The sequence below is a fragment of the Massilia paldalensis genome (assembly GCF_044901715.1).
Taxonomy (GTDB): Bacteria; Pseudomonadota; Gammaproteobacteria; order Burkholderiales; family Burkholderiaceae_D; genus Telluria; species Telluria paldalensis.
Genome location: NZ_JBJCIU010000001.1, coordinates 562,306 through 583,515, shown reverse-complemented (window position 1 = coordinate 583,515; position 21,210 = coordinate 562,306). Strand labels below are relative to the sequence as shown.

14 protein-coding genes and 4 tRNA genes are annotated in these 21,210 nt (G+C 65.3%); 9 read left to right on the top strand and 9 right to left on the bottom strand.

The genetic code is table 11. The features are described from left to right. Positions 1-15: 15 nt before the first annotated feature. Positions 16-474: a response regulator gene (locus ACI1V7_RS02605; protein WP_290414671.1), complete on the top strand. Its 459-nt coding sequence runs from the start codon at positions 16-18 to the stop codon at positions 472-474. Between the two features lie 92 nt (positions 475-566). Here the strand turns inward: ACI1V7_RS02605 and ACI1V7_RS02600 are convergent, their stop codons facing one another. Then, the gene (locus ACI1V7_RS02600) at positions 567-2,177 is read right to left on the bottom strand and encodes a response regulator (RefSeq protein ID WP_404530212.1); all 1,611 of its coding nucleotides are present in this window, start codon (positions 2,175-2,177) and stop codon (positions 567-569) included. 315 nt (positions 2,178-2,492) lie between these two features. On the opposite strand from ACI1V7_RS02600, the gene ACI1V7_RS02595 reads away from it, so the two are divergent. Then, entirely contained in the window at positions 2,493-3,335 is an 843-nt protein-coding gene (locus ACI1V7_RS02595) for an NERD domain-containing protein (protein WP_404530211.1), read from the top strand. Between the two features lie 20 nt (positions 3,336-3,355). Here ACI1V7_RS02595 and ACI1V7_RS02590 read toward each other — a convergent pair whose 3' ends face one another. From ACI1V7_RS02590 to ACI1V7_RS02570, 5 genes are all read right to left on the bottom strand, one after another. Continuing rightward, the gene (locus ACI1V7_RS02590; RefSeq protein ID WP_404530210.1) at positions 3,356-3,646 is read right to left on the bottom strand and encodes a hypothetical protein; all 291 of its coding nucleotides are present in this window, start codon (positions 3,644-3,646) and stop codon (positions 3,356-3,358) included. An 82-nt stretch (positions 3,647-3,728) separates the two neighbouring features. Next, positions 3,729-5,114: an MFS transporter gene (locus tag ACI1V7_RS02585; protein ID WP_404530209.1), complete on the bottom strand. Its 1,386-nt coding sequence runs from the start codon at positions 5,112-5,114 to the stop codon at positions 3,729-3,731. Between the two features lie 108 nt (positions 5,115-5,222). Beyond that, positions 5,223-5,298: transfer RNA gene (locus tag ACI1V7_RS02580), tRNA-Asn, on the bottom strand. A gap of 62 nt (positions 5,299-5,360) precedes the next feature. Then, positions 5,361-6,446 (bottom strand): acyl-CoA dehydrogenase family protein, encoded by a 1,086-nt coding sequence (locus ACI1V7_RS02575; RefSeq protein ID WP_404530208.1) that lies wholly within the window; start codon positions 6,444-6,446, stop codon positions 5,361-5,363. A gap of 57 nt (positions 6,447-6,503) precedes the next feature. Next, positions 6,504-6,579 (bottom strand) — tRNA-Asn (locus ACI1V7_RS02570). Between the two features lie 121 nt (positions 6,580-6,700). Between ACI1V7_RS02570 and purT the strand changes: the two genes are divergently transcribed. Both purT and ACI1V7_RS02560 read left to right on the top strand, forming a co-directional pair. Further along, positions 6,701-7,915 (top strand): formate-dependent phosphoribosylglycinamide formyltransferase, encoded by a 1,215-nt coding sequence (gene purT / locus ACI1V7_RS02565; RefSeq protein ID WP_404530207.1) that lies wholly within the window; start codon positions 6,701-6,703, stop codon positions 7,913-7,915. A gap of 168 nt (positions 7,916-8,083) precedes the next feature. Continuing rightward, positions 8,084-11,395, top strand: coding sequence for a PAS domain-containing protein (locus ACI1V7_RS02560; RefSeq protein ID WP_404530206.1), 3,312 nt, complete (start codon positions 8,084-8,086; stop codon positions 11,393-11,395). Between the two features lie 70 nt (positions 11,396-11,465). On the opposite strand, the gene ACI1V7_RS02555 is transcribed toward ACI1V7_RS02560, so the two are convergent. The 3 genes from ACI1V7_RS02555 to ACI1V7_RS02545 all read right to left on the bottom strand — a co-directional run bounded on the left by ACI1V7_RS02555 (position 11,466) and on the right by ACI1V7_RS02545 (position 12,956). Beyond that, positions 11,466-11,541, bottom strand: a tRNA-Asn gene (locus ACI1V7_RS02555). Between the two features lie 82 nt (positions 11,542-11,623). Further along, positions 11,624-11,699 (bottom strand) — tRNA-Asn (locus ACI1V7_RS02550). A gap of 45 nt (positions 11,700-11,744) precedes the next feature. Beyond that, positions 11,745-12,956 (bottom strand): amino acid aminotransferase, encoded by a 1,212-nt coding sequence (locus ACI1V7_RS02545; protein WP_404530205.1) that lies wholly within the window; start codon positions 12,954-12,956, stop codon positions 11,745-11,747. Between the two features lie 117 nt (positions 12,957-13,073). Here ACI1V7_RS02545 and uvrB point away from each other — a divergent pair, with 117 nt between their 5' ends. The 5 genes from uvrB to ACI1V7_RS02520 all read left to right on the top strand — a co-directional run bounded on the left by uvrB (position 13,074) and on the right by ACI1V7_RS02520 (position 21,018). Further along, positions 13,074-15,170 (top strand): excinuclease ABC subunit UvrB, encoded by a 2,097-nt coding sequence (gene uvrB / locus ACI1V7_RS02540; protein WP_404530204.1) that lies wholly within the window; start codon positions 13,074-13,076, stop codon positions 15,168-15,170. A gap of 244 nt (positions 15,171-15,414) precedes the next feature. Then, positions 15,415-18,285 carry a type VI secretion system Vgr family protein gene (locus ACI1V7_RS02535; protein ID WP_404530203.1) on the top strand — a complete coding sequence of 957 codons (2,871 nt, stop codon included), beginning with the start codon at positions 15,415-15,417 and terminating at the stop codon, positions 18,283-18,285. Between the two features lie 3 nt (positions 18,286-18,288). After that, the gene (locus tag ACI1V7_RS02530) at positions 18,289-19,101 is read left to right on the top strand and encodes a DUF4123 domain-containing protein (RefSeq protein WP_404530202.1); all 813 of its coding nucleotides are present in this window, start codon (positions 18,289-18,291) and stop codon (positions 19,099-19,101) included. 27 nt (positions 19,102-19,128) lie between these two features. Then, the gene (locus ACI1V7_RS02525) at positions 19,129-19,878 is read left to right on the top strand and encodes a DUF3304 domain-containing protein (protein WP_404530201.1); all 750 of its coding nucleotides are present in this window, start codon (positions 19,129-19,131) and stop codon (positions 19,876-19,878) included. 402 nt (positions 19,879-20,280) lie between these two features. Beyond that, positions 20,281-21,018 carry a DUF3304 domain-containing protein gene (locus ACI1V7_RS02520; protein WP_404530200.1) on the top strand — a complete coding sequence of 246 codons (738 nt, stop codon included), beginning with the start codon at positions 20,281-20,283 and terminating at the stop codon, positions 21,016-21,018. Positions 21,019-21,210 lie beyond the last annotated feature (192 nt).

Below are 21,210 nucleotides of genomic sequence, written 5' to 3'. Positions count from 1 at the left end.
TTTTTGAAGGTATCTATGCTCAAGCCCATCCTGCTGGTGGAAGACAACCCCAACGACCTGGAGCTCACCCTGATCGCGCTGTCCAAGAGCCAGCTCGCCAACCAGGTCATCGTCGTGCGTGACGGCGCCGAGGCGCTGGACTACCTGCACCGGCGCGGCGAATACGCCGAGCGCCCCGCCGGCAATCCGGCCGTGGTGCTGCTCGACCTGAAGCTGCCCAAGGTGGACGGGCTCGAAGTGCTGAAGGAAATCCGCAGCACCGACAGCCTGAAGGCCCTGCCCGTGGTGATGCTCACCTCGTCCCGCGAAGAGCAGGACCTGGTGCGCAGCTACGAACTGGGCGTGAACGCCTACGTGGTCAAGCCGGTCGACTTCACGGAATTCGTGCGCGCGATCGCCGACCTGGGCATCTTCTGGGCCGTGCTGAACGAACCGCCGCCGGGGTCGCAGCGTTACGTGCGCCCGGTCAAATAAGCTCGGATGGGTCGATGGGTGTCGTGGGCAGCGATCGCGCTCCCGCGCATCCGCCGGCCTGACGCCGGCGTCGCGCGGGGGCGCCGAACGCCCTAGTAGGTCACGGCCTGACGGCGCCGCAGCAAATGACGGATGCGCGCGCTGAGCGCGTCCGGGTGATAGGGTTTCTGCAACAGATTCACGCTCGCTTCAAGCTTTCCTTCGTGCGCCAGCACGCCTTCCGCATAGCCCGACGTGTACAGTACCTGCGCGTTGGGCAGCAGTTCCCGCACCCTCTCGCCCAGCTGCAGGCTGCTCACCGGGCCCGGCATGATCACGTCGGTGAACACCAGGTCGATGTGCTGGCCGCTCTCGACGATCTCGACGGCCACGGCGGCGTCCGGCGCTTCCAGCACGTGGTAGCCCAGCGCCGACAGGATGCCGCAGGTCGTGCTGCGCACGTCTTCCTCGTCTTCCACCACCAGGATCGTTTCCAGGCCGCCCAGCAGCGGTCCGGCGGCCGGCTGGTCGAGCGCCGCCGGCTCGGCGTCGCTCCTGGGCAGGTAGATGCGCACGCTGGTGCCCTTGCCCGGCGCACTGTCGAGCAGGATCTCGCCACCCGACTGCTTGACGAAGCCATAGGCCATCGACAGGCCAAGGCCCGTGCCCTGCCCGGTCGGCTTAGTGGTGAAGAACGGTTCGAACGCACGCTCGAGCACCTCAGGCGGCATGCCCTTGCCCGTATCGGCCACCTCGATCAGCACCCACTTGCCGATCGGGACGCTGCTCGTCAGCGACGAGCCCTGGTCGACGTTGCTGGCACGGATCGTCAGCGTGCCGCCGCCGGGCATGGCGTCGCGCGCGTTGATGGCGAGGTTCAGCAGCACGTTGTTGAGCTGGCTCGGGTCGACCATCGTGCTGCCCAGCGCCGGCGCGATATCCGTCGCGACGCGGGCGCGCGGACCGAGCACGCGGCGCACCATGTCGTCCATTTCGCGCAGCAGGTGGCCGGGATTGATCACGACGGCCTGCAGCGGCTGGCGCCGCGCGAACGCGAGCAGATGCGAGGACAGCTTGGCGCCGCGCTCGACCCCCGCCAGCGCCATGTCGACGCGGGTCTTGCCGGCCTCGTTCAGGTTGCCGACCAGCTTGAGCAATTGCAGGTTGCCGCCGATGATCTGCAGCACGTTGTTGAAGTCGTGGGCGACGCCGCCGGTGAGCTGGCCGATCGCCTCCATCTTCTGCGCCTGGTGCAGCGCCGACTGGCTGGCGGCGAGCTGCTCCCGGCTATGGCGCAGCGACACGAACGCGGCATCGCGCTGGCGCCGCGCGATGCAGGCATCGCTGTGATAACGCACGCGCGCCACCAGTTCGCGCGGATCGGGCCACTTGACCAGGTAGTCGTTGGCGCCGATGGCGAACGCCTTGGCCTTGATCTCGGGATCCTCTTCCGAGGACAGGAGAATGACGGGGACATGCTCGGTCTCCTTGTCGGCACGCAGCCGGCGAGTGACCTCGAAGCCGTCGATCTCGGGCATGCGGAGGTCGACCAGGACAACGGTCGCATCGATTTCCTTGGCCAGTTCCACGGCCATCTCGGGCTGGCTGGCAAAGCGCAGGGTATAGGCGTCGCATCCTTTCATGCCGTGGGAAATGATGTCCTCGGCAAAGGATTCGTCGTCGATCAGGAGTACCGAGCAAGTGCTCGTTTCATTTTGGGTCATTGCAACTACGGGTAGATCGCGGCCGCCTACACCACGAATTGCAAATTGGTAAGCATTCATTCTACACCAAGCTTAACAGCATGCGTTTAGTTCAATTGTGCGCCGGGTGAAATGCAATTCTGATAATGGCCACAAATACACGATGAAATATCGTAAATACTTCGGAAATCAGGATATTTCATGCTCTTTATGGCACCTCACCTGTCGTCATGAATGCTGAATGTGACAAATGGTCACTTCACGGCCCGGCAACCAATAATCAAGGCGACAAGATTGTTGCCCAGCGTATATCATACGTTTTTCCGCGGAGCAATCATGTTCGACCCGTTTTCCCTGCTGCAGCACGTGCTGGCGCCATTCTGGTGGCTGCTCCTGATCCCCTTGCTGACCGTGGTGCTTCGCCTGCCGACGGTGAAGGGCTGGGTCGGCGAAACCATCCTCCACACGGGCCTACGCCTCCTGCTCCCGAGCGCGCGCTACCACCTGATGCGCAACGTGACGCTGCCGACGAAGGACGGCAGCACGCAGATCGACCACGTGGTCGTGTCGCGCCACGGCGTCTTCGTGATCGAAACGAAGAACTATGGCGGCTGGATCTTCGGCAAGCCGGAAGACAAGATGTGGACGCAAAAATTCCCGGGCCGCAGCAGCGCATTCCAGAACCCGCTGCGCCAGAACGACAAGCACGTCAGGACGCTGGCCGAATTGACGGGACTCGACGACAACGCCCTGTTCTCGCAGATCGTCTTCGTCGGGAACTGCACGTTCAAGACGCCGATGCCGGCCAATGTCGGCAAACTGGCGGCCTGCCTGGCGGCGATCCGCGGCCGCGACGACGTCCTGCTGAGCGATGGCGAGGTGGCGCAGGTGCTGGACAGGATCCGCACGGGCCGCCTGGCGCCGACCCGCGCGACGCACAAGGCGCATGTGCGCCACGTCCAGGCACTGCTGGCCGGCAAGCGCGCGGGCGGCACACGCGCCGCGCCCACGGCCCGCGCGCAGGACCGGGGCGACTGCCCCGCATGCGGCGGCGCCGTCGACGAATACACGTACAAGACCGGCGCCAAGGCCGGCCAGTCCTTCCACGGCTGCACCCGCTTCCCCGCGTGCACCTACCGCAGCGACGTTCCCGAGCGCGTGGCGGAAGCCGTCGCCTGAAGCGCTTGCCCGCATGGACGTCAGCGGCCCTTCTTCTTGTTCGACGTGAACGTGCGGGTATAGAAATCGGGCGGCTTCTTGGCGACCCACTCGATGAAGGAGGCGATGTCGGCATCGCCCTTGAGCGCATCCCAGGTGTGATAGGCGCGCAGCAGCTCGCGCTCCGAGAAGGTCGCGTGGATCTTCCGGTGGCAGATTTTATGGATCGGAAACTGTTCCTTGCCCTTGAAGGTCTTCGGCACCAGGTGGTGGCGGTCGACGTTGACCGTTCCCAGCGGGCGACCGCACAAGGGGCAGCGCTCGTCGCTCAATGCTGGCCTCATCGGTACGTGGCGCCGCGGGTGCGGCGCCCGTATTCAATGTGAGGCCGGAACAGGCCGTTTAAAGGAGCGCCTAGAACACCGGCGCCGCCACCGCCATCCGCGAAAAACTGGCCACGCTCGCTGCCGCCGCGAACATCGCCGCCAGCCCCAGCGCGTACCACGGCCCTTGCATGTGCGACACGGTCAGGCAGAACGCGACCAGCGCGGCGCCGATGGCCTGGCCGGACAGGCGCGCGGTGGCGACGATGCCGCTGGCGCTGCCGCTGCGCTGCGGCGGAGCGCTCCCCATGATCGCCTTCACGTTGGGTGCCTGGAAGAAGCCGAAGCCCACGCCGCACACGGCCATGCGCCAGCAGATGTCGAAGGCCGTGGCGCCGTGCGGCAGGCGCATCAGCGTGACCAGGCCGAACGACAGGATCGCGAGGCCGATGCCGCCCAGGAGGCCCGACGAATAACGGTCGCTCAGGCGGCCGGCCACGGGCGCCATGATGCCCACCAGCACGGCCCACGGCGTCATCAGGAAGCCCGTCTCGATGGGCGAGCGGCCCAGCGTCGTCTCGAAGTAGAACGGCAGCGCGACGAAGGCCAGCGCCTGGGCCGCGAAGGTGCATACGGCCGTCACGGTGGACAGGGCGAACAGGGGACGGCCCAGCAGGTCGACGGGCAGCAGCGGCGCCGGATGGCCGCGCTGGCGGCGCAGCAGCAGGAAGAAGAACACCAGCGCGACGGCGATCTCGGGCAACAGGGTGCGCAGGCCGACGCGGTGCGCCGCGTCGCCCAGCGCCAGGATCGCCATGCCGAAGGCGGCGACGTTGAACAGGCCGGCGACGCGGTCGAAGCGGTGGCTCGCCTTGTGCGTCTCGGGCAGGACCTTCTGGGCCAGGAAGAACGTCAGGATGCCCGGCACCACGTTGATGCCGAACAGCCACTCCCACGAGGAGGTCGCGAGGATGATCGACGCCAGGCTCGGGCCGACCGCGAAGGCGACGGCCACGACCAGCGCATTGTTGCCGAAGCCCTGCCCGTGCAGGCGCTTGGGATAGATGGCGCGGATCAGCGCCGTGTTCACGCTCATCACGGCGCTGGCGCCCAGGCCCTGGAACAGGCGGGCGGCGATCAGCACGGGCAGCGACCATGCCAGCGCGCAGGCCAGCGACGCGATCGTGAACAGCACCATGCCCGAGACGTAGACGCGGCGGTAGCCGACGGTCTCGCTCAGCGCCGCCATCGGCAGCAGCGTGGCGACCATCGCGAGCTGGTAGGCGTTGACGATCCAGACCGAATCGGCCGGCGTCGCGTGCAGCTGCGCCGACATCGCCGGCAGCGCCGTGTTGGCGATCGCCGTGTCCAGCGCCGCCATGGCGACGCCTAGGGCCAGTGCGACGATGGCCAGGCCGCGCGGGCCGGGAGGCAGTCCGTCCGCATCCTGAGGTGGCGTATTGACGGCGTTTTCCATGTGCGATCCCGGGCAAAAGCGTCCATTATAGGAAGCTTGAGGTCGTCTCGCTGGCGGATTCGCAAAAACGAAAAAGCCCGCTTCTTGCGAAGCGGGCCTTCTGAATTCTGGCTCCCCGACCTGGACTCGAACCAGGGACCTGCGGATTAACAGTCCGTCGCTCTACCGACTGAGCTATCAGGGAATGGAGGCCGCATTATAGCGGCCCGTTTCCCGTTTGACCAGTCCTGTTCCGCAAAAGCAAGCTCAAGGCATCAGGAGCGCGTGCTGGGAGCCCGTCTGGAAGTCGCGCCACACCCGATTGATCTCGCTGTCCTCGCGTGCCGCAGTCAGCCCGCAGTACGGATACAGGGTATCGACGGCGCGGCGGCTCGCGCTCACCCAGCCCATGGCCAGCGACTGCAGGCGGGCGGCATCGTGCGCGTCGACCGGGCTGCCGGCCGCGGCGAGTTCCCAGGTGCTGTCGAGCAGCGCATACAGGCGGCCGCGCGCCTCGTCCAGCCCTGCCCGTGCGCCATCCAGCACGGCGCGCACGGCCGCCGTCTCGATCAGCGTCCCACCGCCGTTGAACCGGTCGCGCCGCTGCGCGATGGTCGCCATGGCCAGGTCGACGAAATGCTCCCCCATGCCCGCCACGTTCGCCGCCAGCGTGACGAAGGCGAACGCCATGAAGGGGAAGCGGTACAGGGGCCCTTCCGCGCGCGCGGCGAGCGGATCGATCGTGAAACCGTGGCGCGCGTGCACCCACTGGTCCCGGACCTCGTAGGCGTGCGAAGCCGTCGCGCGCAAGCCCATCGTGCGCCAGTTCGGCACGATGCGCACGAGGGAGGCCGGCACGACGAAGGCCTGCATGCGCGGCTGGCCGGCGTCGTCGAGCAGGGGCCGGCCGCCGTCGCGCAGGATGGCGTTGAAGGTGAAGTGGGTGGCCATCGGCGCGCCGCTGGCGTAGTCCCAGCGGCCGTCGATGCGCCAGCCCTCGCCGTCGCGGTCCGCATGGCCGGTCGGGGCGCCGCTGCCGGCCAGGCAGACGCGCTTGGTCGCCAGGATCGCGTGCGCGAGATCCGGATCGAGGAAGCCGGCGAACCAGCCGGCGCCCGCGCACAGGGTGACGGTCCAGGCCAGGCTGCCGTCGACGCGGGCCAGTGCTTCTTCCAGCCGCACGACGTCCGGCAAGGCCAGCTCTTGCCCGCCGAGCGCGCGCGGCGCCAGCATGCGCAGCCAGCCGCGCCGGTGAACCAGCGCCTGCTGGACGGGATGCAGCCAGCGCGCTTCGTCCGCGCAGGCGGCGTGGCGGGCGATGCGGTCGGTATCGCGGCGGGACAGGATGGACATCGCTGATGGACTCCAAGAACGAAAAAGGCCGCGTTCACACGCGGCCTCTCGGAATTCTGGCTCCCCGACCTGGACTCGAACCAGGGACCTGCGGATTAACAGTCCGTCGCTCTACCGACTGAGCTATCAGGGAATTGAGGCAATATTATAGCAGGAAATCCTAGGATGCCAATAGCATCATGCCGCCGTGCGCCGGCGGGCGCCGTTTGCTATAGTCGCCCCTGTTTTCCCACCATTCCACCATCCTGTCATCCATGACCACCCCACGCATCCTGGGCACGCCCCTCTCCCCTTCCGCCACCAAAGTCATGCTGCTCGGTTCCGGCGAGCTCGGCAAGGAAGTGATCATTTCGCTGCAGCGCCTCGGCGTCGAAGTGATCGCCGTCGACCGCTACCCCAACGCGCCGGGCCACCAGGTGGCGCACCGCTTCCACGTGGTCGACATGACCGACGGCGAAGCGCTGGCCGCCCTCATCGCGCAGGAACAGCCGGATCTGATCGTGCCGGAGATCGAGGCGATCGCCACGCCCAAGCTGGCGGAACTGGAAGCCGCCGGCAAGATCACGTGCATCCCGACCGCGCGCGCGGCCCTGCTGACCATGAACCGCGAAGGCATCCGCCGCCTGGCCGCCGAGGAACTGGGCCTGGCAACCTCGCCCTACCGCTTCGCCTCCAGCCTGGAAGAGCTGCGGGCCGCCTGCGCCGAGATCGGCTTCCCCAACATCGTCAAGCCGGTGATGTCCTCGTCGGGCAAGGGCCAGTCGAAGCTGGACAGCGCCGCTGACGTCGAGAACGCCTGGAAGTACGCCGCCGCCGGCGGCCGCGTCGATGCGGGCCGGGTGATCGTGGAAGGCTTCATCGACTTCGACTACGAGATCACGCTGCTGACCGTGCGTGCGATCGGCGCCAGCGGCCAGGTGGAAACGCAGTTCTGCGAACCGATCGGCCACAAGCAGGTGCACGGCGACTACGTCGAGTCGTGGCAGCCGCAGCGCATGACGCCGGGCGCGCTCGCCAATGCGCGCCACATCGCCGAGCAGGTGACGGGCAACCTGGGCGGCCAGGGCGTGTTCGGCGTCGAGCTGTTCGTCAAGGACGACATGGTGTGGTTCTCGGAAGTCTCGCCGCGCCCGCACGACACGGGCATGGTGACGATGGCGACCCAGAACCAGAGCGAATTCGAGCTGCACGCAAAAGCCATCCTGGGCCTGCCCGTCGACGTGGCGCTGCGCGCGCCGGGCGCCTCGGCCGTCATCTACGGCCAACTGGACGAGCCGGGCATCGCGTTCGAAGGCGTGGCCGAGGCGCTGAAGGTGCCGGGCTCGGACATCCGCCTGTTCGGCAAGCCGGAATCGTTCGCGCGCCGCCGCATGGGCGTGGCGCTTGCGACGGCCGCTGACGTCGAGACGGCACGGGCACGCGCGCTGGAGGCGGCGTCGAAGGTGAAGCCGGTGTCCGGCAAGCGCTGAGACACCACCCTCCCTGCAAGGCCGCTCCAGCCGGGGCGGCTTTTTTTTAGGTGTTGATACTGCAGAGATACACCCGCTTGCCCCTGCCTCGCATACAATGCAGCACCCCATCGTAAATACGTATCCAGTCATGCCAGCCGATACCGGCCGGCGCGACCACGACCTCACATGAAGCCAGACCTCCTCCCCGCATTTTCGAACTGGCCCGCCGGCGGCGGCGAGACCGGCGCGCTCATTCGCACCCACGACTGGGCCGCCACGCCGCTCGGGCCGATCGACGCATGGCCGGTGGCGCTGCGCACGCTGGTGGACCTGGTGGTGCACTCGCCGATCCCGATGCTGCTGATGTGGGGACCGGAACTGATCCAGCTCTACAACGATGCCTACGCGACGATCTGCGGACCGCGCCATCCGCGTGCCCTGGGCCAGCCGACCCACGAATGCTGGCCGGAGGTACGCGGCTTCGCCGAGCCGCTGTACGCCCGCGTGTTCGCCGGCGAATCGGTCACCCTGGCGCGCCAGCACCTGGTCCTGCAACGCAAGGGCGTCGACGAGGATGCCTGGTTCGACTCGTCCATGAGTCCCGCCTACGATGGCGCCATCCAGGGCGTCATGGCGACCGTGATCGAAGTGACGGACCGGGAACGGGTCGCCGGGGACCTGCAGCTGAACGACGAACGCTTCCGGGCATTCGCCAGCGCCAGCGCCAGCGTCGTCTACCGCATGAGCCCGGACTGGAGCGAGATGCACCAGCTCGACGGCCAGGGCGTGTTGCGCGACAACGCCCTGTCGACGCCGGACTGGATGGGCAGCTACGTCCATCCCGAGGACCAGCCCGACATGCACGCAGCGATCGAACGGGCGGTGCGCACGCGCAGCCCGTTCGAACTCGAACATCGGGCGCCGCGGGCCGACGGCACGCTCGGCTGGATGCGGTCGCGCGCCGTGCCGCTGTTCGACGAGCACGGCGCCATCCGCGAGTGGTTCGGCGCGGCGAGCGACATCACGGAAAAGAAGCGCGCCGCCGAAGAGTTGCGGCGCGCCGACCAGCGCGTCGCGATGGCCCTGGATGCCGGGGCCGTGGCAGGCACGTGGTACTGGGACGTCGTGAACGACCACTTCACGGCGGACACCCGCTTCGCGCGCTGCTTCTCGCTCGATCCGCTGGCGATGCGGCGCGGCGTCAAGCTGGCGGAAGTCGTCCAGTCGATCCATCCGGACGACGAGGCCAGGGTCGCCGGCCTCATCGGCCAGGCGCTGGCACAGGGCGGACGCTACCGGGCGGAGTACCGCGTGCGCCAGCCCGATGGGCGCTACCGCTGGATCGAGGCCAACGGGCACGTGGCCCACGACCAGGCCGGCCGTCCCGTCACCTTCCCCGGCGTGCTCGTCGACATCGAGGAGCGCAAGCGCGGCGAAACCCGGCAGGCGGCCTTGCTGCGCCTGGGCGACCGCCTGCGCCTGGTCGACAATGCGTTCGAGGCGACGGCGATCGCGTCGGAAATCGTCGGCGACGTCCTCGGCGTGGCGCGAGCCGGTTTCGGCCTCATCGACCCGGTCGCCGCCACCGTCGACATCATGCCCGAGTGGTGCGCGGATCCTGGGATCGCGAGTGTCGCCGGCCTGCACCATTTTGCCCATTACGGCTCCTATCTCGCCGACCTGCTGCGCGGCGACGTCGTGGCCATCGCCGACGTCGCGCACGACCCGCGTACCGCCGCGACGAGCGCGGCGCTGCATGCGCTCGACATCGGGGCGCTGCTGAACGTCCCGCTCATGGGTGCGAGCGGCCTGGCGGGCGTCTTCCTGGGGCACCACGTCGAACCGCACACGTGGACCCGCGAAGAGATCGACTTCGTCAAGGGCGTGGCGGACCGCCTGTGGGCGGAGATCACGCGTGCCGACGCCACCCAGGCACTGCGTGCCCTGAACCAGCGGCTCGAGCGGCAGGTCGCCGAGACGACGACCGACCGCAACCGCCTGTGGAACCTGTCGCAGGACATCATGCTGGTCGCGAGGCTTGACGGCAGGGTCATGGCCGTCAACCCGGCATGGGAGGAAACGCTCGGCTGGACCGAGCAGGAACTGCTGGGCGCGCAGCTGGGCGGCTTGATCCATCCCGAGGACCTGCCGGCGACGATCGATGCCGCCGCCGAGCTGGCCGCAACGGGGAGGCTGACCGCCTATTTCGAGAACCGCTACCGGCACCGCGACGGCAGCTACCGCTGGATCTCGTGGAAAGCGAGCCAGGACGGCGAACTCATCGCGGCGGTCGGGCGCGACGTCACGCAGGACAAGGAACACGCGGCCACCCTCCTCGCCATCGAGGAAAAGCTGCGCCACAGCCAGAAGATGGAAGCGGTGGGCCAGCTCACGGGCGGCCTGGCGCACGACTTCAACAACCTGCTCGCCAGCATCGGCGGCAGCCTGGAACTGCTGGCGCTACGGATCAAGAGCGGCGACCTGCGCGAACTCGACCGCTTCACGGGCATCGCCCAATCCTCGGTCCGGCGCGCCGCCGCCCTGACCCACCGCCTGCTGGCCTTCTCGCGCCGCCAGCCCCTCGATGCGCGCCCCAGCGACGCGGACCGCCTCGTCGCCGGCATGCTCGACCTGGTACGGCGCACGATCGGCCCGGCCATCGTGCTCGAGGTGTCGAGCGAGGACGGCTTGTGGCCGATCCTGGTGGATCCCAACCAGCTCGAAAATGCGCTGCTGAACCTGTGCATCAATGCCCGCGACGCCATGCCCGACGGCGGACGCCTGCGCATCGCCATGGAAAACGCCACCGTCGTGGCCGCCGATGCGCCGCGCCATGACCTCGAGGCGGGAGACTACGTGCTGCTGAGCGTATCGGACACGGGCACGGGCATGACGGCGGAGGTCGCCGCCAAGGCCTTCGACCCGTTCTTCACGACCAAGCCGATCGGACAAGGCACGGGCCTGGGCCTGTCGATGATCTACGGCTTCGCGCGCCAGTCCGGCGGCACCGTCCTGATCGACTCCGCGCCGGGCCAGGGCACGACCATGCGCATGTACCTGCCGCGCTGCCGCGACGCCGCCCAGCGCACGGCGGAACCGGCCGTCCCGGCGATCCGCCCCGTCGCGGCCGGCGCCTCCGTCCTGCTGGTGGACGACGAGGCGCCGTTGCGTGCCGTGATGGCGGAAGCGCTGGAGCGCCTCGGCCATGCGATCACGACGGCCGGCGACGCCGCCGGCGCCTTGCGCGCACTCGATGCGGGGATTCCCGTCGACCTGCTCGTTACCGACATCGGCCTGGCCGGCGGAATGAACGGACGACAACTGGCCGAAGCGGCCCGGGCTGCACGGCCCGCGTTGAAGATCCTGTTCATCACGGGCTACGCCGAAGCCCGCCTGGTCGAACACGGGAGTTTCGATGCCAACACGCAGGTGCTGATCAAGCCGTTCGAACTGGGCGTGCTGGCACAACGGATCGCCGACATGACCGGCCAGAAGTGACCGGCCTTGGCCGCCGTGGCGCGGCCAACGAAAAAGGGGCATCGATCACTCGATGCCCCTTTTGGAATTCTGGCTCCCCGACCTGGACTCGAACCAGGGACCTGCGGATTAACAGTCCGTCGCTCTACCGACTGAGCTATCAGGGAATTGTGTTGCTATTATAACCGCCCCATCGCTCCTTGCACAGGCTGATTGCCAATCGTGCATGTTGCGCCAAGGCTTGAAACTTGGCTCCCCGACCTGGACTCGAACCAGGGACCTGCGGATTAACAGTCCGTCGCTCTACCGACTGAGCTATCAGGGAATCGTCTTCCAGCTCAGCATGTGCTGAACCGGAAGAGCCAGGATTTTAGAGAACTTTTGCGATAGCGTCAACGACGCGATCGATGTTCTTCGAATTCAGTGCGGCGACGCAGATACGGCCCGTGTCCACGGCGTAGATCGACTCGGCGCGCAGCTGCTCGACCTGCTCCTTGGTCAGGCCCGAATACGAGAACATGCCGACCTGCTTGCGCACGAAGTCGAAGTCCTTGCCCGGGGCCTTCTCGGCCAGCTTCTTGACGAGTTCCTCGCGCATTTCCTTGATGCGCACGCGCATGCCGGCCAGCTCGTCTTCCCAGGTCTGGCGCAGTTCCGGCGTGGACAGCACGGTGGCGACCACCTTGCCGCCGTGGGTCGGCGGGTTCGAGTAGTTGGTGCGCACGATGCGCTTGAGTTGCGACAGCAGGCGCGCGGCTTCCTCGCCCGACGATGCCACCACCGACAGCGCGCCCACGCGCTCGCCGTACAGCGAGAACGACTTCGAGAACGAGTTCGAGACCAGCAGCGGGCCGCCCGCGTCCACGAAGCGGCGCACGACGGCGCCGTCTTCGGCGATGCCCGAGCCGAAGCCCTGGTAGGCCATGTCCAGGAACGGGATCAGGCCGCCCGCCTTGACCGCCTCGATCACCTGGCCCCACTGTTCGGACGTCAGGTCGGCACCGGTCGGGTTGTGGCAGCAGGCGTGCAGCACGACGATGGCGCCTTCCGGCATCGCCTTCAGGGCGGCCAGCATGCCGTCGAAGTTCACGCCGTGGGTGGCCGGATCGTAGTAGGCGTAGTTGTTGACGGTGAAGCCGGCGCTTTCGAACAGCGCGCGGTGGTTTTCCCAGCTCGGGTCGCTGATGTAGACGTCGGACGACGGCGAGAAACGCTTCAGGAAGTCCGCGCCGATCTTCAGCGCGCCCGTGCCGCCCAGGGCCTGCACGGTGATCGCACGTTTCTCTTGAATTACCGGGCTGTCGGCCCCAAATACGAGTTCTTGCACAGCCTTGTCGTACGCACCCAGGCCTTCGATCGGCAGATAGGTGCGCGGGGCCGGTTGCTCCATCAGTTTCGCTTCTGCCTTGCGCACGCAATCCAGCAGAGGTACTTTCCCGTTGTCATCGTAGTAGACGCCGACGCCCAGGTTGATCTTGGCCGGATTGGTATCTGCATTGAAGGCTTCGGTAATGCCGAGGATGGGGTCGCGCGGGGCCATGGCGATGGCGCCGAAGATGCTGGCAGGAGCTGTGGAATTCATCGTGATAAACTGGGTTTGTCGCTGGGTTCGCAGCAGTTGTATAGACAGCGGTGACCGAAATCGCAAGGCGCGAAGCGGGCCGCAGGCGGATTCTCATTCTAGCAAAGGTCTGATCCCATGGCAGATTTATCGGTCGTAAATTCCCCCGAACCTACCGTCATCACCTTCCCGGACTCGCCGTTCAAGCTGCACCAGCCCTTCCCTCCCGCCGGCGACCAGCCGACGGCGATCGAAGGCCTGGTGGAAGGCATCGAGGACGGCCTGATGTACCAGACCCTGCTCGGCGTGACGGGCTCCGGCAAGACGTACACGATGGCCAACGTGATCGCCCGCGCGGGCCGTCCCGCGATCGTGTTCGCCCCGAACAAGACGCTGGCAGCCCAGCTGTACGCGGAGTTCCGCGAGTTCTTCCCGCAGAACGCGGTCGAGTACTTCGTCTCCTACTACGACTACTACCAGCCGGAAGCCTACGTGCCGCAGCGCGACCTGTTCATCGAGAAGGACTCGTCGATCAACGAGCACATCGAGCAGATGCGCCTGTCGTGCACGAAGTCGCTGATGGAACGGCGCGACGTCGTCATCGTCGCCACCGTCTCCGCCATCTACGGTATCGGTAATCCGAACGAATACCACAAGATGATCCTGACGCTGCGCCACAAGGACAAGGTGGCCCAGCGCGACATCATCGCGCGCCTGATCCAGATGCAGTACACGCGCAACGAGATGGATTTCTCGCGCGGCTCCTTCCGCGTGCGTGGCGACACCATCGACATCTTCCCGGCGGAGCACGCGGAACTCGCGATCCGCGTCGAGATGTTCGACGACGAGATCGACTCGCTGCAGCTGTTCGACCCGCTGACGGGCAAGGTGCGCCAGAAGATCCCGCGCTTCACCGTCTATCCGGGTTCGCACTACGTGACGCCCCGCTCGACCGTGCTGCGCGCAGTCGACTCGATCAAGGCCGAACTGCGCGACCGCCTCGAACAGTTCCGCGAGCAGGGCAAGCTGCTGGAAGAACAACGCCTCGAGCAGCGCACCCGCTTTGACCTGGAGATGCTGGCCGAAGTCGGCTTCACCAAAGGCATCGAGAACTACTCGCGCCACCTGTCCGGCGCCATGCCGGGCGAACCGCCGCCGACGCTGATCGACTACCTGCCCAAGGACGCGCTGATGTTCATGGACGAGTCGCACGTGATGATCGGCCAGCTGAACGCCATGTACAACGGCGACCGCTCGCGCAAGGTGAACCTGGTCGACTACGGTTTCCGCCTGCCGTCGGCGCTGGACAACCGGCCGCTGAAATTCCAGGAGTTCGAGAGCAAGATGCGCCAGTGCATCTTCGTCTCCGCGACGCCGGCCGAGTACGAGCAGCAGCGCGCCGACAACGTGGTCGAGCAGGTGGTGCGTCCGACGGGCCTGGTCGACCCGAAGATCATGGTGAAGCCGGCCCGTTCGCAGGTCGACGACCTGATGGGCGAGATCAACGACCGCATCGCCAAGGACGAGCGCGTGCTGGTGACGACGCTGACCAAGCGCATGGCCGAGCAGCTGACGGAATACCTGGGCGACCACGGCATCAAGGTGCGCTACCTGCACAGCGACATCGACACGGTGGAACGCGTGGAGATCCTGCGCGACCTGCGCCTGGGCACCTTCGACGTCCTCGTCGGCATCAACCTGCTGCGCGAGGGCCTGGACTTGCCGGAAGTGTCGCTCGTCGCCGTGCTGGACGCCGACAAGGAAGGCTTCCTGCGTTCGGAACGTTCGCTGATCCAGACCGTCGGCCGCGCCGCGCGTAACCTGAACGGCGTCGCGATCCTGTACGCGGACCAGATCACGGACTCGATGAAGCGCGCGATCGACGAGACGGAACGCCGCCGCGCCAAGCAGATCGCCTTCAACGAGGCGAACGGCATCGTGCCGAAGGGCGTGAACAAGAAGATCAAGGACATGATCGACGGCGTCTACAGCGCCGCCGCCGCGAAGAACATGCTGGAAGGCGCGCAGGATGCCGTGCAGGCGGCGAAGGTCGAGGGCATGAGCGAGAAGCAGATCTCGAAGGAGATCAAGCGCCTCGAGAAGCTCATGGTCGACCACGCGAAGAACCTCGAGTTCGAAAAGGCGGCGCAGGTGCGCGACCAGCTGCACGTGCTCAAGCAGCAGGCCTTCGGGGCGCCGGGGGCGGACAATGTGGTGTCGATACTGGGCAAGTAACTGCACGCTCCAGCAGCGTAACGGCCGGATCATCCGGCCGTTTTTTCGTGCCGCAGCACTGGAGCGCCTGACAAAACTTCCATGGCTGCGTTGCATCGTCTCGCGGTACCAGCGACTGTCTTCGACGCTGCGCCTTGCCCTGGAGGTTTTGTCAGGCGCTCTTAGTTGCCATTTGGACACAATCGTGCGCGCATGCACGAGCCAGCATGATACATTCGGGTCATCATTGTGAATTCCGAATGCCATGTCGTCCACATTATTCGACCGGATCGCGGATGCGCTCGCCGGCTTCGCTGCGGATACCCGCTTGTACGAACTCCGGCTGGCCGGCGACGACTCGCCGGACCTGCTCGTCGAAGCCTTCGCGGCCGATGATGCGCTGCAGTCCACCGGCACGCGCGACCTGATCGTCCTGTCCACCAGCGCCCACCTTTCCCTCTCTTCGCTGCTCGGCCGCCAGGCAACGCTCGACGTCAGCCTGGCGGACGGCAGCCGCACCGCCTTCCATGGCGAGATCACCCATGCGGCCATGCTCGGCAGCGAAGGCGGTTTTGCGCGCTACCGCTTGCGTGTGCAGAGCTGGCTGTGGCGGCTGACGCAGGTCCGCAACAGCCGGGTCTGGCAAGACCGCAGCGTCGTCGACATCGTGGACGACGTCTTCGCCGCCTACGCCCCGGCCGCCCAGTGGCGCTGGAGCGCCGAGGTCGGGGCGTTCATGGAACGCGTCTCGGCGCGCAGCTACTGCTGCCAGTACCGCGAATCCGACCACGATTTCGTCCTGCGCCTGCTCACCGAGGAAGGCCTGGCCTGGCGGATCGACCATGGCGCGGAAGGCGCGTGCCTGGTGCTGTTCGCGGACAGCACGGACGCGGATGCGATCCCGGACGATGCCAGCAGTGCGGCCGGCGCCGGCATCCGCTTCCACGGCGCCCGGGCCGCCGAGCGGCAGGACACCATCCAGGCGCTGCAGGCACGGCGTCGGCTCGTTTCCGGCATGACCACCCTCCTCAGCTACGACTACAAATCGAAAAAGGTGATCGGCGCCAGCGTGCCGGCCAGCCGGCGGCGCGCCGCGCTGCCGCAGCTGGAGAGCTATGACGTGCCCGGACAATATGCCTGGGCGGACGCCGACGAAGCCGATCACTATGCGCGCGTGCGCATGGAGGCGCGCGAGGCCACGGAAGCGCGCTGGCACGGCCGCTCGACCGTGCGCACGTTCGCCGCCGGCACCCGCTTCGCCGTCACGCAAGGTCCCCTCGCCTCCGCGCATCCGGACACCCCGCCCGCGTTCACACTGCTGCGCGTGACGAGCGTCGGCGTCAACAACCTGCCCGTCGCCGCGGCCCACGGCCTGGCCGAGCTCTTCGGGCCGATCCCGGAGTTGCTGGACCAGGTGCTGCGCGAGTGCGACCTCCACATCGACGGCATGGCACTGGCCATCGCCCAGGCCCGCGACGCCGGTTACGCCAACGTGTTCGACGCCGTGGCCGCCGACGTGCCCTGGCGCTTCACGCCCGCAGGCATCGACGGCCACTATGCACCCAAGCCGACGGCCGCGGGCGCGCAGAGCGCCATCGTCATCGGCCCCGATGGCCAGGACCAGCCGGCCGGCGCCGACGAACTGTATTGCGACGCCTTGGGGCGCGTGCGCATCCGCTTCCACTGGCAGGACGACGGCAATGCGTCCTGCTGGGTGCGCGTCGCGCAGCGCACGGCGGGCGGCGGCATGGGCAGCCAGTTCCTGCCGCGCATCGGCCAGGAAGTGCTGGTGCAATTCATCGAGAACGACATCGACCGCCCGATCATCGTGGGCGCGCTGTACAACGGCCAGGGCGAAGGCGGCGCTGCCCCCACGCCGGGCGGCGCGGCGCCAGGCGATGGCGCCGATGCCGACGCGCTGTACCGCCAGGCGGCGGACCATGCACCCTCATCGCAGGGCAACCTTGCCGCCGGCAACAGCCCGGTATGGCACGGCGCCGCGGCGGGCGCAGACGCCCACCGCAACACGGCCGGACAATGGGGCGTGCGCAGCAAGGAATTCGGCGCGCAGGGATACAACCAGCTGCTGTTCGACGATACCGATGCCCAGGGACGCGTGCAGCTGCGCTCGACCTCCGCGATGTCCGAGCTGACGCTGGGGCACCTGATCCACGCCGCCGACAACTACCGCGGCAGCCTGCGCGGCCAGGGCGCCGAGTTGCGCACGGATGCCTACGGCGCAGTGCGCGCCGGCGCCGGCCTGCTGGTGACGAGCTACGGCATCGGCCACGCAGCACAGGAGCGCGACCCGGCCGGCGACAACGCGGCCGGCATCGCGCTGCTGAAACAGGCCGTCAAGCTGGGCGAGACGTTCGATGCGGCCGCCGTCGCGCACAAGACCGTGGGCCTGGCCGCCCACGCCGGTGCGCACAAGGCCGGCGCCAGCAAGCTGGACGACAAGGCGGCGCCGCTCGCCGCCATGCTGGCTTCGGTATCGGGCATGGTCGGCAACGGCGGCGTCGACGCGGCGCGCAAGGATGCCGCGTCCAGGAAAACGGCGGCGCAGGACGGCGACCTGCCCCACACCGCCGATCCCCTGGTCGCGATCAGCGCGCGCGCCGGCCTGTCCGTGACGGCGGGCCAGTCGATCCAGCTCGCCAGCGACGAAACCACGACCCTGATGAGCGGCGCGGACAGCCAGCTCATCGCCGGCGGCCAGTTGCGGATGCACAGCCGGCAAGCCATCGGCATGCTCGGTGGCGCGGTGGCGCCAGGGGCGGACGGCTTGGGCATGCAGTGGATCGCGGCGCAGGACGCCATCGACGTCCAGGCCCAGGCCGACGCATTGGCCGTGCAGGCGCGCGACGACGTCCACGTCGTGAGCGCCAATGCCAACGTCGACTGGGCGGCGGCAAAGCACATCAGCCTCTCGACGGCGGGCGGCGCCAACATCACGATCGAAGGCGGGAACATCACGGTCCAGTGCCCGGGCAAGCTCACCGTTCATGCCGGCAAGAAGAGCTTGATCGGCCCGACCCGCCTGGCGTACCCGATGCCGTCCATGCCGACCAGCATCTGCATCGAATGCCTGAAGAAATCCCTGTTCGCAGCCCCCGCATTTACCCTGGTGGAGTAAGCGATGTTCGTTGACACCTATGCCCCCGGATGGCTCGAAGAACTGGCTACGCGCCCTGCCGCGCCGGACGGCAGCGCTTCCTACCTGTTGATCGATGGCGTGTTCGTCCCCGGCCTGTATCGCGACTTCCAGCGCCTGCTCGGCGCCGATGCGGTCCGCCTGCTGTTCGAAGGCCGTGCCGGATACACCGACGAGGTCGGGGATGTATCGCCGTTCCTGCTGCGCTATCCGGAAGGCGAACCACGTCTGGCTGCTGTGCTGGAGCGCTGCAGCGGCTGGCCCATGCTGAGCGTGCTCGAATCGCGCGAAGCCCTGCCCGATCTGGCGCGCAGGTTGGCCGCGTGGTGCCTGGTCGACAACGACGGACAAATGTTCAACTTCCGCTTCACGGATACCCGTCGCCTGCCCGGCATCGTCGCCGCGCTGGACGATCAACAACGCCGATCGCTGGCCGGGCCCGCGACGACGTGGCGTTATATCGGCCGGGATGGCGCCTGGCACGCACTCGACTTGCCCGGCATCGCGGCCCCCTACAAGGATGGCCCCCAACCGCTGAACAGCCGTCAGTTCGCACAGATGCTTGCCGATTCCGAGATCGACGAAGCGGTCCGGAGCCTGTCCTCCGTCGACACGGCGCTGCCGGCAACGCCGTTCGCGCGCTATCGGCTGGTGGCGACGGCCATGGACATCGCCAAGCAACACGGAATCGCTGAGGAAGACCGGCGTGCCTGGTGCGCCTATTTCGTGCGGGCGGGAGCGCCGCAGGACGAGCGTGCGATTGCCGGATTGATGCACGGCTGGCGCGAGTTGGCCTGATTCTTGGGATACGACAGCGTGTCGACCATGAATACAGAAATGCGGAAATGGATCGTGCTGGCGGCAATGTGTGCTGCAGTGGTTCCGGCGGTGGGGCATGCTGAACAAAAAATTCCGGTGAGTATTCACGGCATTAATTACAGCAATGAAGACTTCAGCTTCACGCTGGTCGACCCGGAGGATCCCAGGAACGAAGGCGGCGGCGAGCTGGTCGGCAGGTTTTCGGGCGGCGGCACGGTTTGCTGCTACGCCTTACCGAGGAATTGGCATCCTGGCATCAAAATCCTCATCAAATCGCAACATTGGCTGAAACGCGATGCCGACGGAAAGTTGCCCGAAATTGACGAAACCCATACGGTCGAAGTACCACGTTATGCAGACGATAAAGTGAGCGATCTTTGGGTATTGCGTCAGCAGGATGGATCGTATGCCGTCATTTCGAGTCGCTATCAACCAGATCATCAAAAATGGCCCGGCGAAGTCAAAGGATGGCCAGTTCCGTCACTCGAATACAGACAAGAAAGAATAAAGCTCGAACTCTCGTCAGCCGAAGACAGTGTCGAAACTGCTGAGCAGGTAAAACGAGAAATAGAGACAAACCCGGGAGATCATGCAAAAAGAATGTGGCCACTGATGGCTGACGGGCCATTAATTGATCGATCAAAATATCGAGGGCCAGATGACGAAAATTTTCGGGATTTTCTTAATTACCAAAATGAAGACAACCTGAGATTTTATAGAGAGCGAGTTCGCCTTTTGAGGAATATGGCTAAATGATTACGCATCTCTGCGGCCCCACCAGAAAAAATATTGTCATTCAGCAATAAAGGATTGCTTATTTTTCCGGGAATAGAAAAGTTCTACGGAATTGCAAGCCATAACTACTCGACTACTAGAGGATTATTTGGATAGTGATCGCAACGCATATGAATACTACATTGCTCTACTGCGAAACCACATTCGGACGTCAAGTTATACTCGCACGCTTATGACCCTCCTTCGGCAAAGAGAGATCTTGGTATCGTAGAAAAGATACGTATTCTTACCTTCGCTTTGTCCCGCGGGACTACGTAAGCCCGCGCTTTCGCTGAAGCAGAACACTAATGGCAAGTATTAGCGGGTTTCTTACCGTAGATAAAATAATAATTTATAGCGGGATATACCGTGATGACAATATGCATGAAGAAATCTTTTTTCCTAGTCTCACTGTTCACCGCCATGCTACCACTTGAGGTTCGTGCCGAACAAAAGGTTCCGGTGAGTATACACGGCGTCAATTACAGCAACGAGGACTTTAGCTTTGCGTTGGTCGATCCGGAAGACCCCAAGAACGGAGGCGCCGGAGAACTAGTTGGGCGGTTTTCAGGTGGTGGTACGGTCTGCTGCTACTCCTTGCCGAAAACTTGGCATCCTGGTATCAAAGTCCTGATCAAGTCACAACATTGGCTGAAGCGGGACGCTGACGGAAAGCTGCCTGAGATTAACGAGACCCATACAGTCGAGGTGCCACGTTATGCGGATGACAAGGCGAGCGACGTATGGGTGTTACGGCAGCAGGATGGATCATATGCCGTCGTTTCGAGTAAATATCAGCCGAATCATGAGAAGTGGCCTGGAAAGGTAAAAGGATGGCCCGTACCATCGCGTGAATATCAACTAGAAAGGATTGCGCTACAACTAAAAGAAGCAGAGAGGGCCGTAAGAAATTCGGAACGCGCACGAGTCCTCATGGAGCAGGATCCAGTAGGCTACTCGCGGAAGATGTGGGAGATAATGAAAGACACGACCTTAATCGATTCCTCAAAATACTCGGGTCCGGAAGACACAAAATTTCAGGATTTTCTTAGAGGGCAGAATGAAGAAAATTTAATAATCTTTCGCGAGAAAGTTAAGCAATTAGAAGCGTACCAACCATGATTGCGAAGCTTTGCAACGCAGTTCCAAAAAATTATCGGATGCTCAAAAGACAGTAACCGCGGCACATATGGAAACTACGCTGTCCCAATGCGAAAACCATCTTCGGCAATGAAGCTATACTCGCATGCTGCTGGTGCGCTACCTGCATAGAAAGATCCTGACATTGGAAAAAAGATAAATGTTCCCATCTTT

What these genes read in the sequence shown, in the direction of transcription:
- ACI1V7_RS02605 (WP_290414671.1), top strand. Translation starts at nt 16, where the DNA reads ATGCTCAAGCCCATCCTGCTGGTGGAAGACAACCCCAACGACCTGGAG.
- ACI1V7_RS02600 (WP_404530212.1), bottom strand. Translation starts at nt 2,177, where the DNA reads ATGACCCAAAATGAAACGAGCACTTGCTCGGTACTCCTGATCGACGAC.
- ACI1V7_RS02595 (WP_404530211.1), top strand. Translation starts at nt 2,493, where the DNA reads ATGTTCGACCCGTTTTCCCTGCTGCAGCACGTGCTGGCGCCATTCTGG.
- ACI1V7_RS02585 (WP_404530209.1), bottom strand. Translation starts at nt 5,114, where the DNA reads ATGGAAAACGCCGTCAATACGCCACCTCAGGATGCGGACGGACTGCCT.
- ACI1V7_RS02575 (WP_404530208.1), bottom strand. Translation starts at nt 6,446, where the DNA reads ATGTCCATCCTGTCCCGCCGCGATACCGACCGCATCGCCCGCCACGCC.
- purT (WP_404530207.1), top strand. Translation starts at nt 6,701, where the DNA reads ATGACCACCCCACGCATCCTGGGCACGCCCCTCTCCCCTTCCGCCACC.
- ACI1V7_RS02560 (WP_404530206.1), top strand. Translation starts at nt 8,084, where the DNA reads ATGAAGCCAGACCTCCTCCCCGCATTTTCGAACTGGCCCGCCGGCGGC.
- ACI1V7_RS02545 (WP_404530205.1), bottom strand. Translation starts at nt 12,956, where the DNA reads ATGAATTCCACAGCTCCTGCCAGCATCTTCGGCGCCATCGCCATGGCC.
- uvrB (WP_404530204.1), top strand. Translation starts at nt 13,074, where the DNA reads ATGGCAGATTTATCGGTCGTAAATTCCCCCGAACCTACCGTCATCACC.
- ACI1V7_RS02535 (WP_404530203.1), top strand. Translation starts at nt 15,415, where the DNA reads ATGTCGTCCACATTATTCGACCGGATCGCGGATGCGCTCGCCGGCTTC.
- ACI1V7_RS02530 (WP_404530202.1), top strand. Translation starts at nt 18,289, where the DNA reads ATGTTCGTTGACACCTATGCCCCCGGATGGCTCGAAGAACTGGCTACG.
- ACI1V7_RS02525 (WP_404530201.1), top strand. Translation starts at nt 19,129, where the DNA reads ATGAATACAGAAATGCGGAAATGGATCGTGCTGGCGGCAATGTGTGCT.
- ACI1V7_RS02520 (WP_404530200.1), top strand. Translation starts at nt 20,281, where the DNA reads ATGAAGAAATCTTTTTTCCTAGTCTCACTGTTCACCGCCATGCTACCA.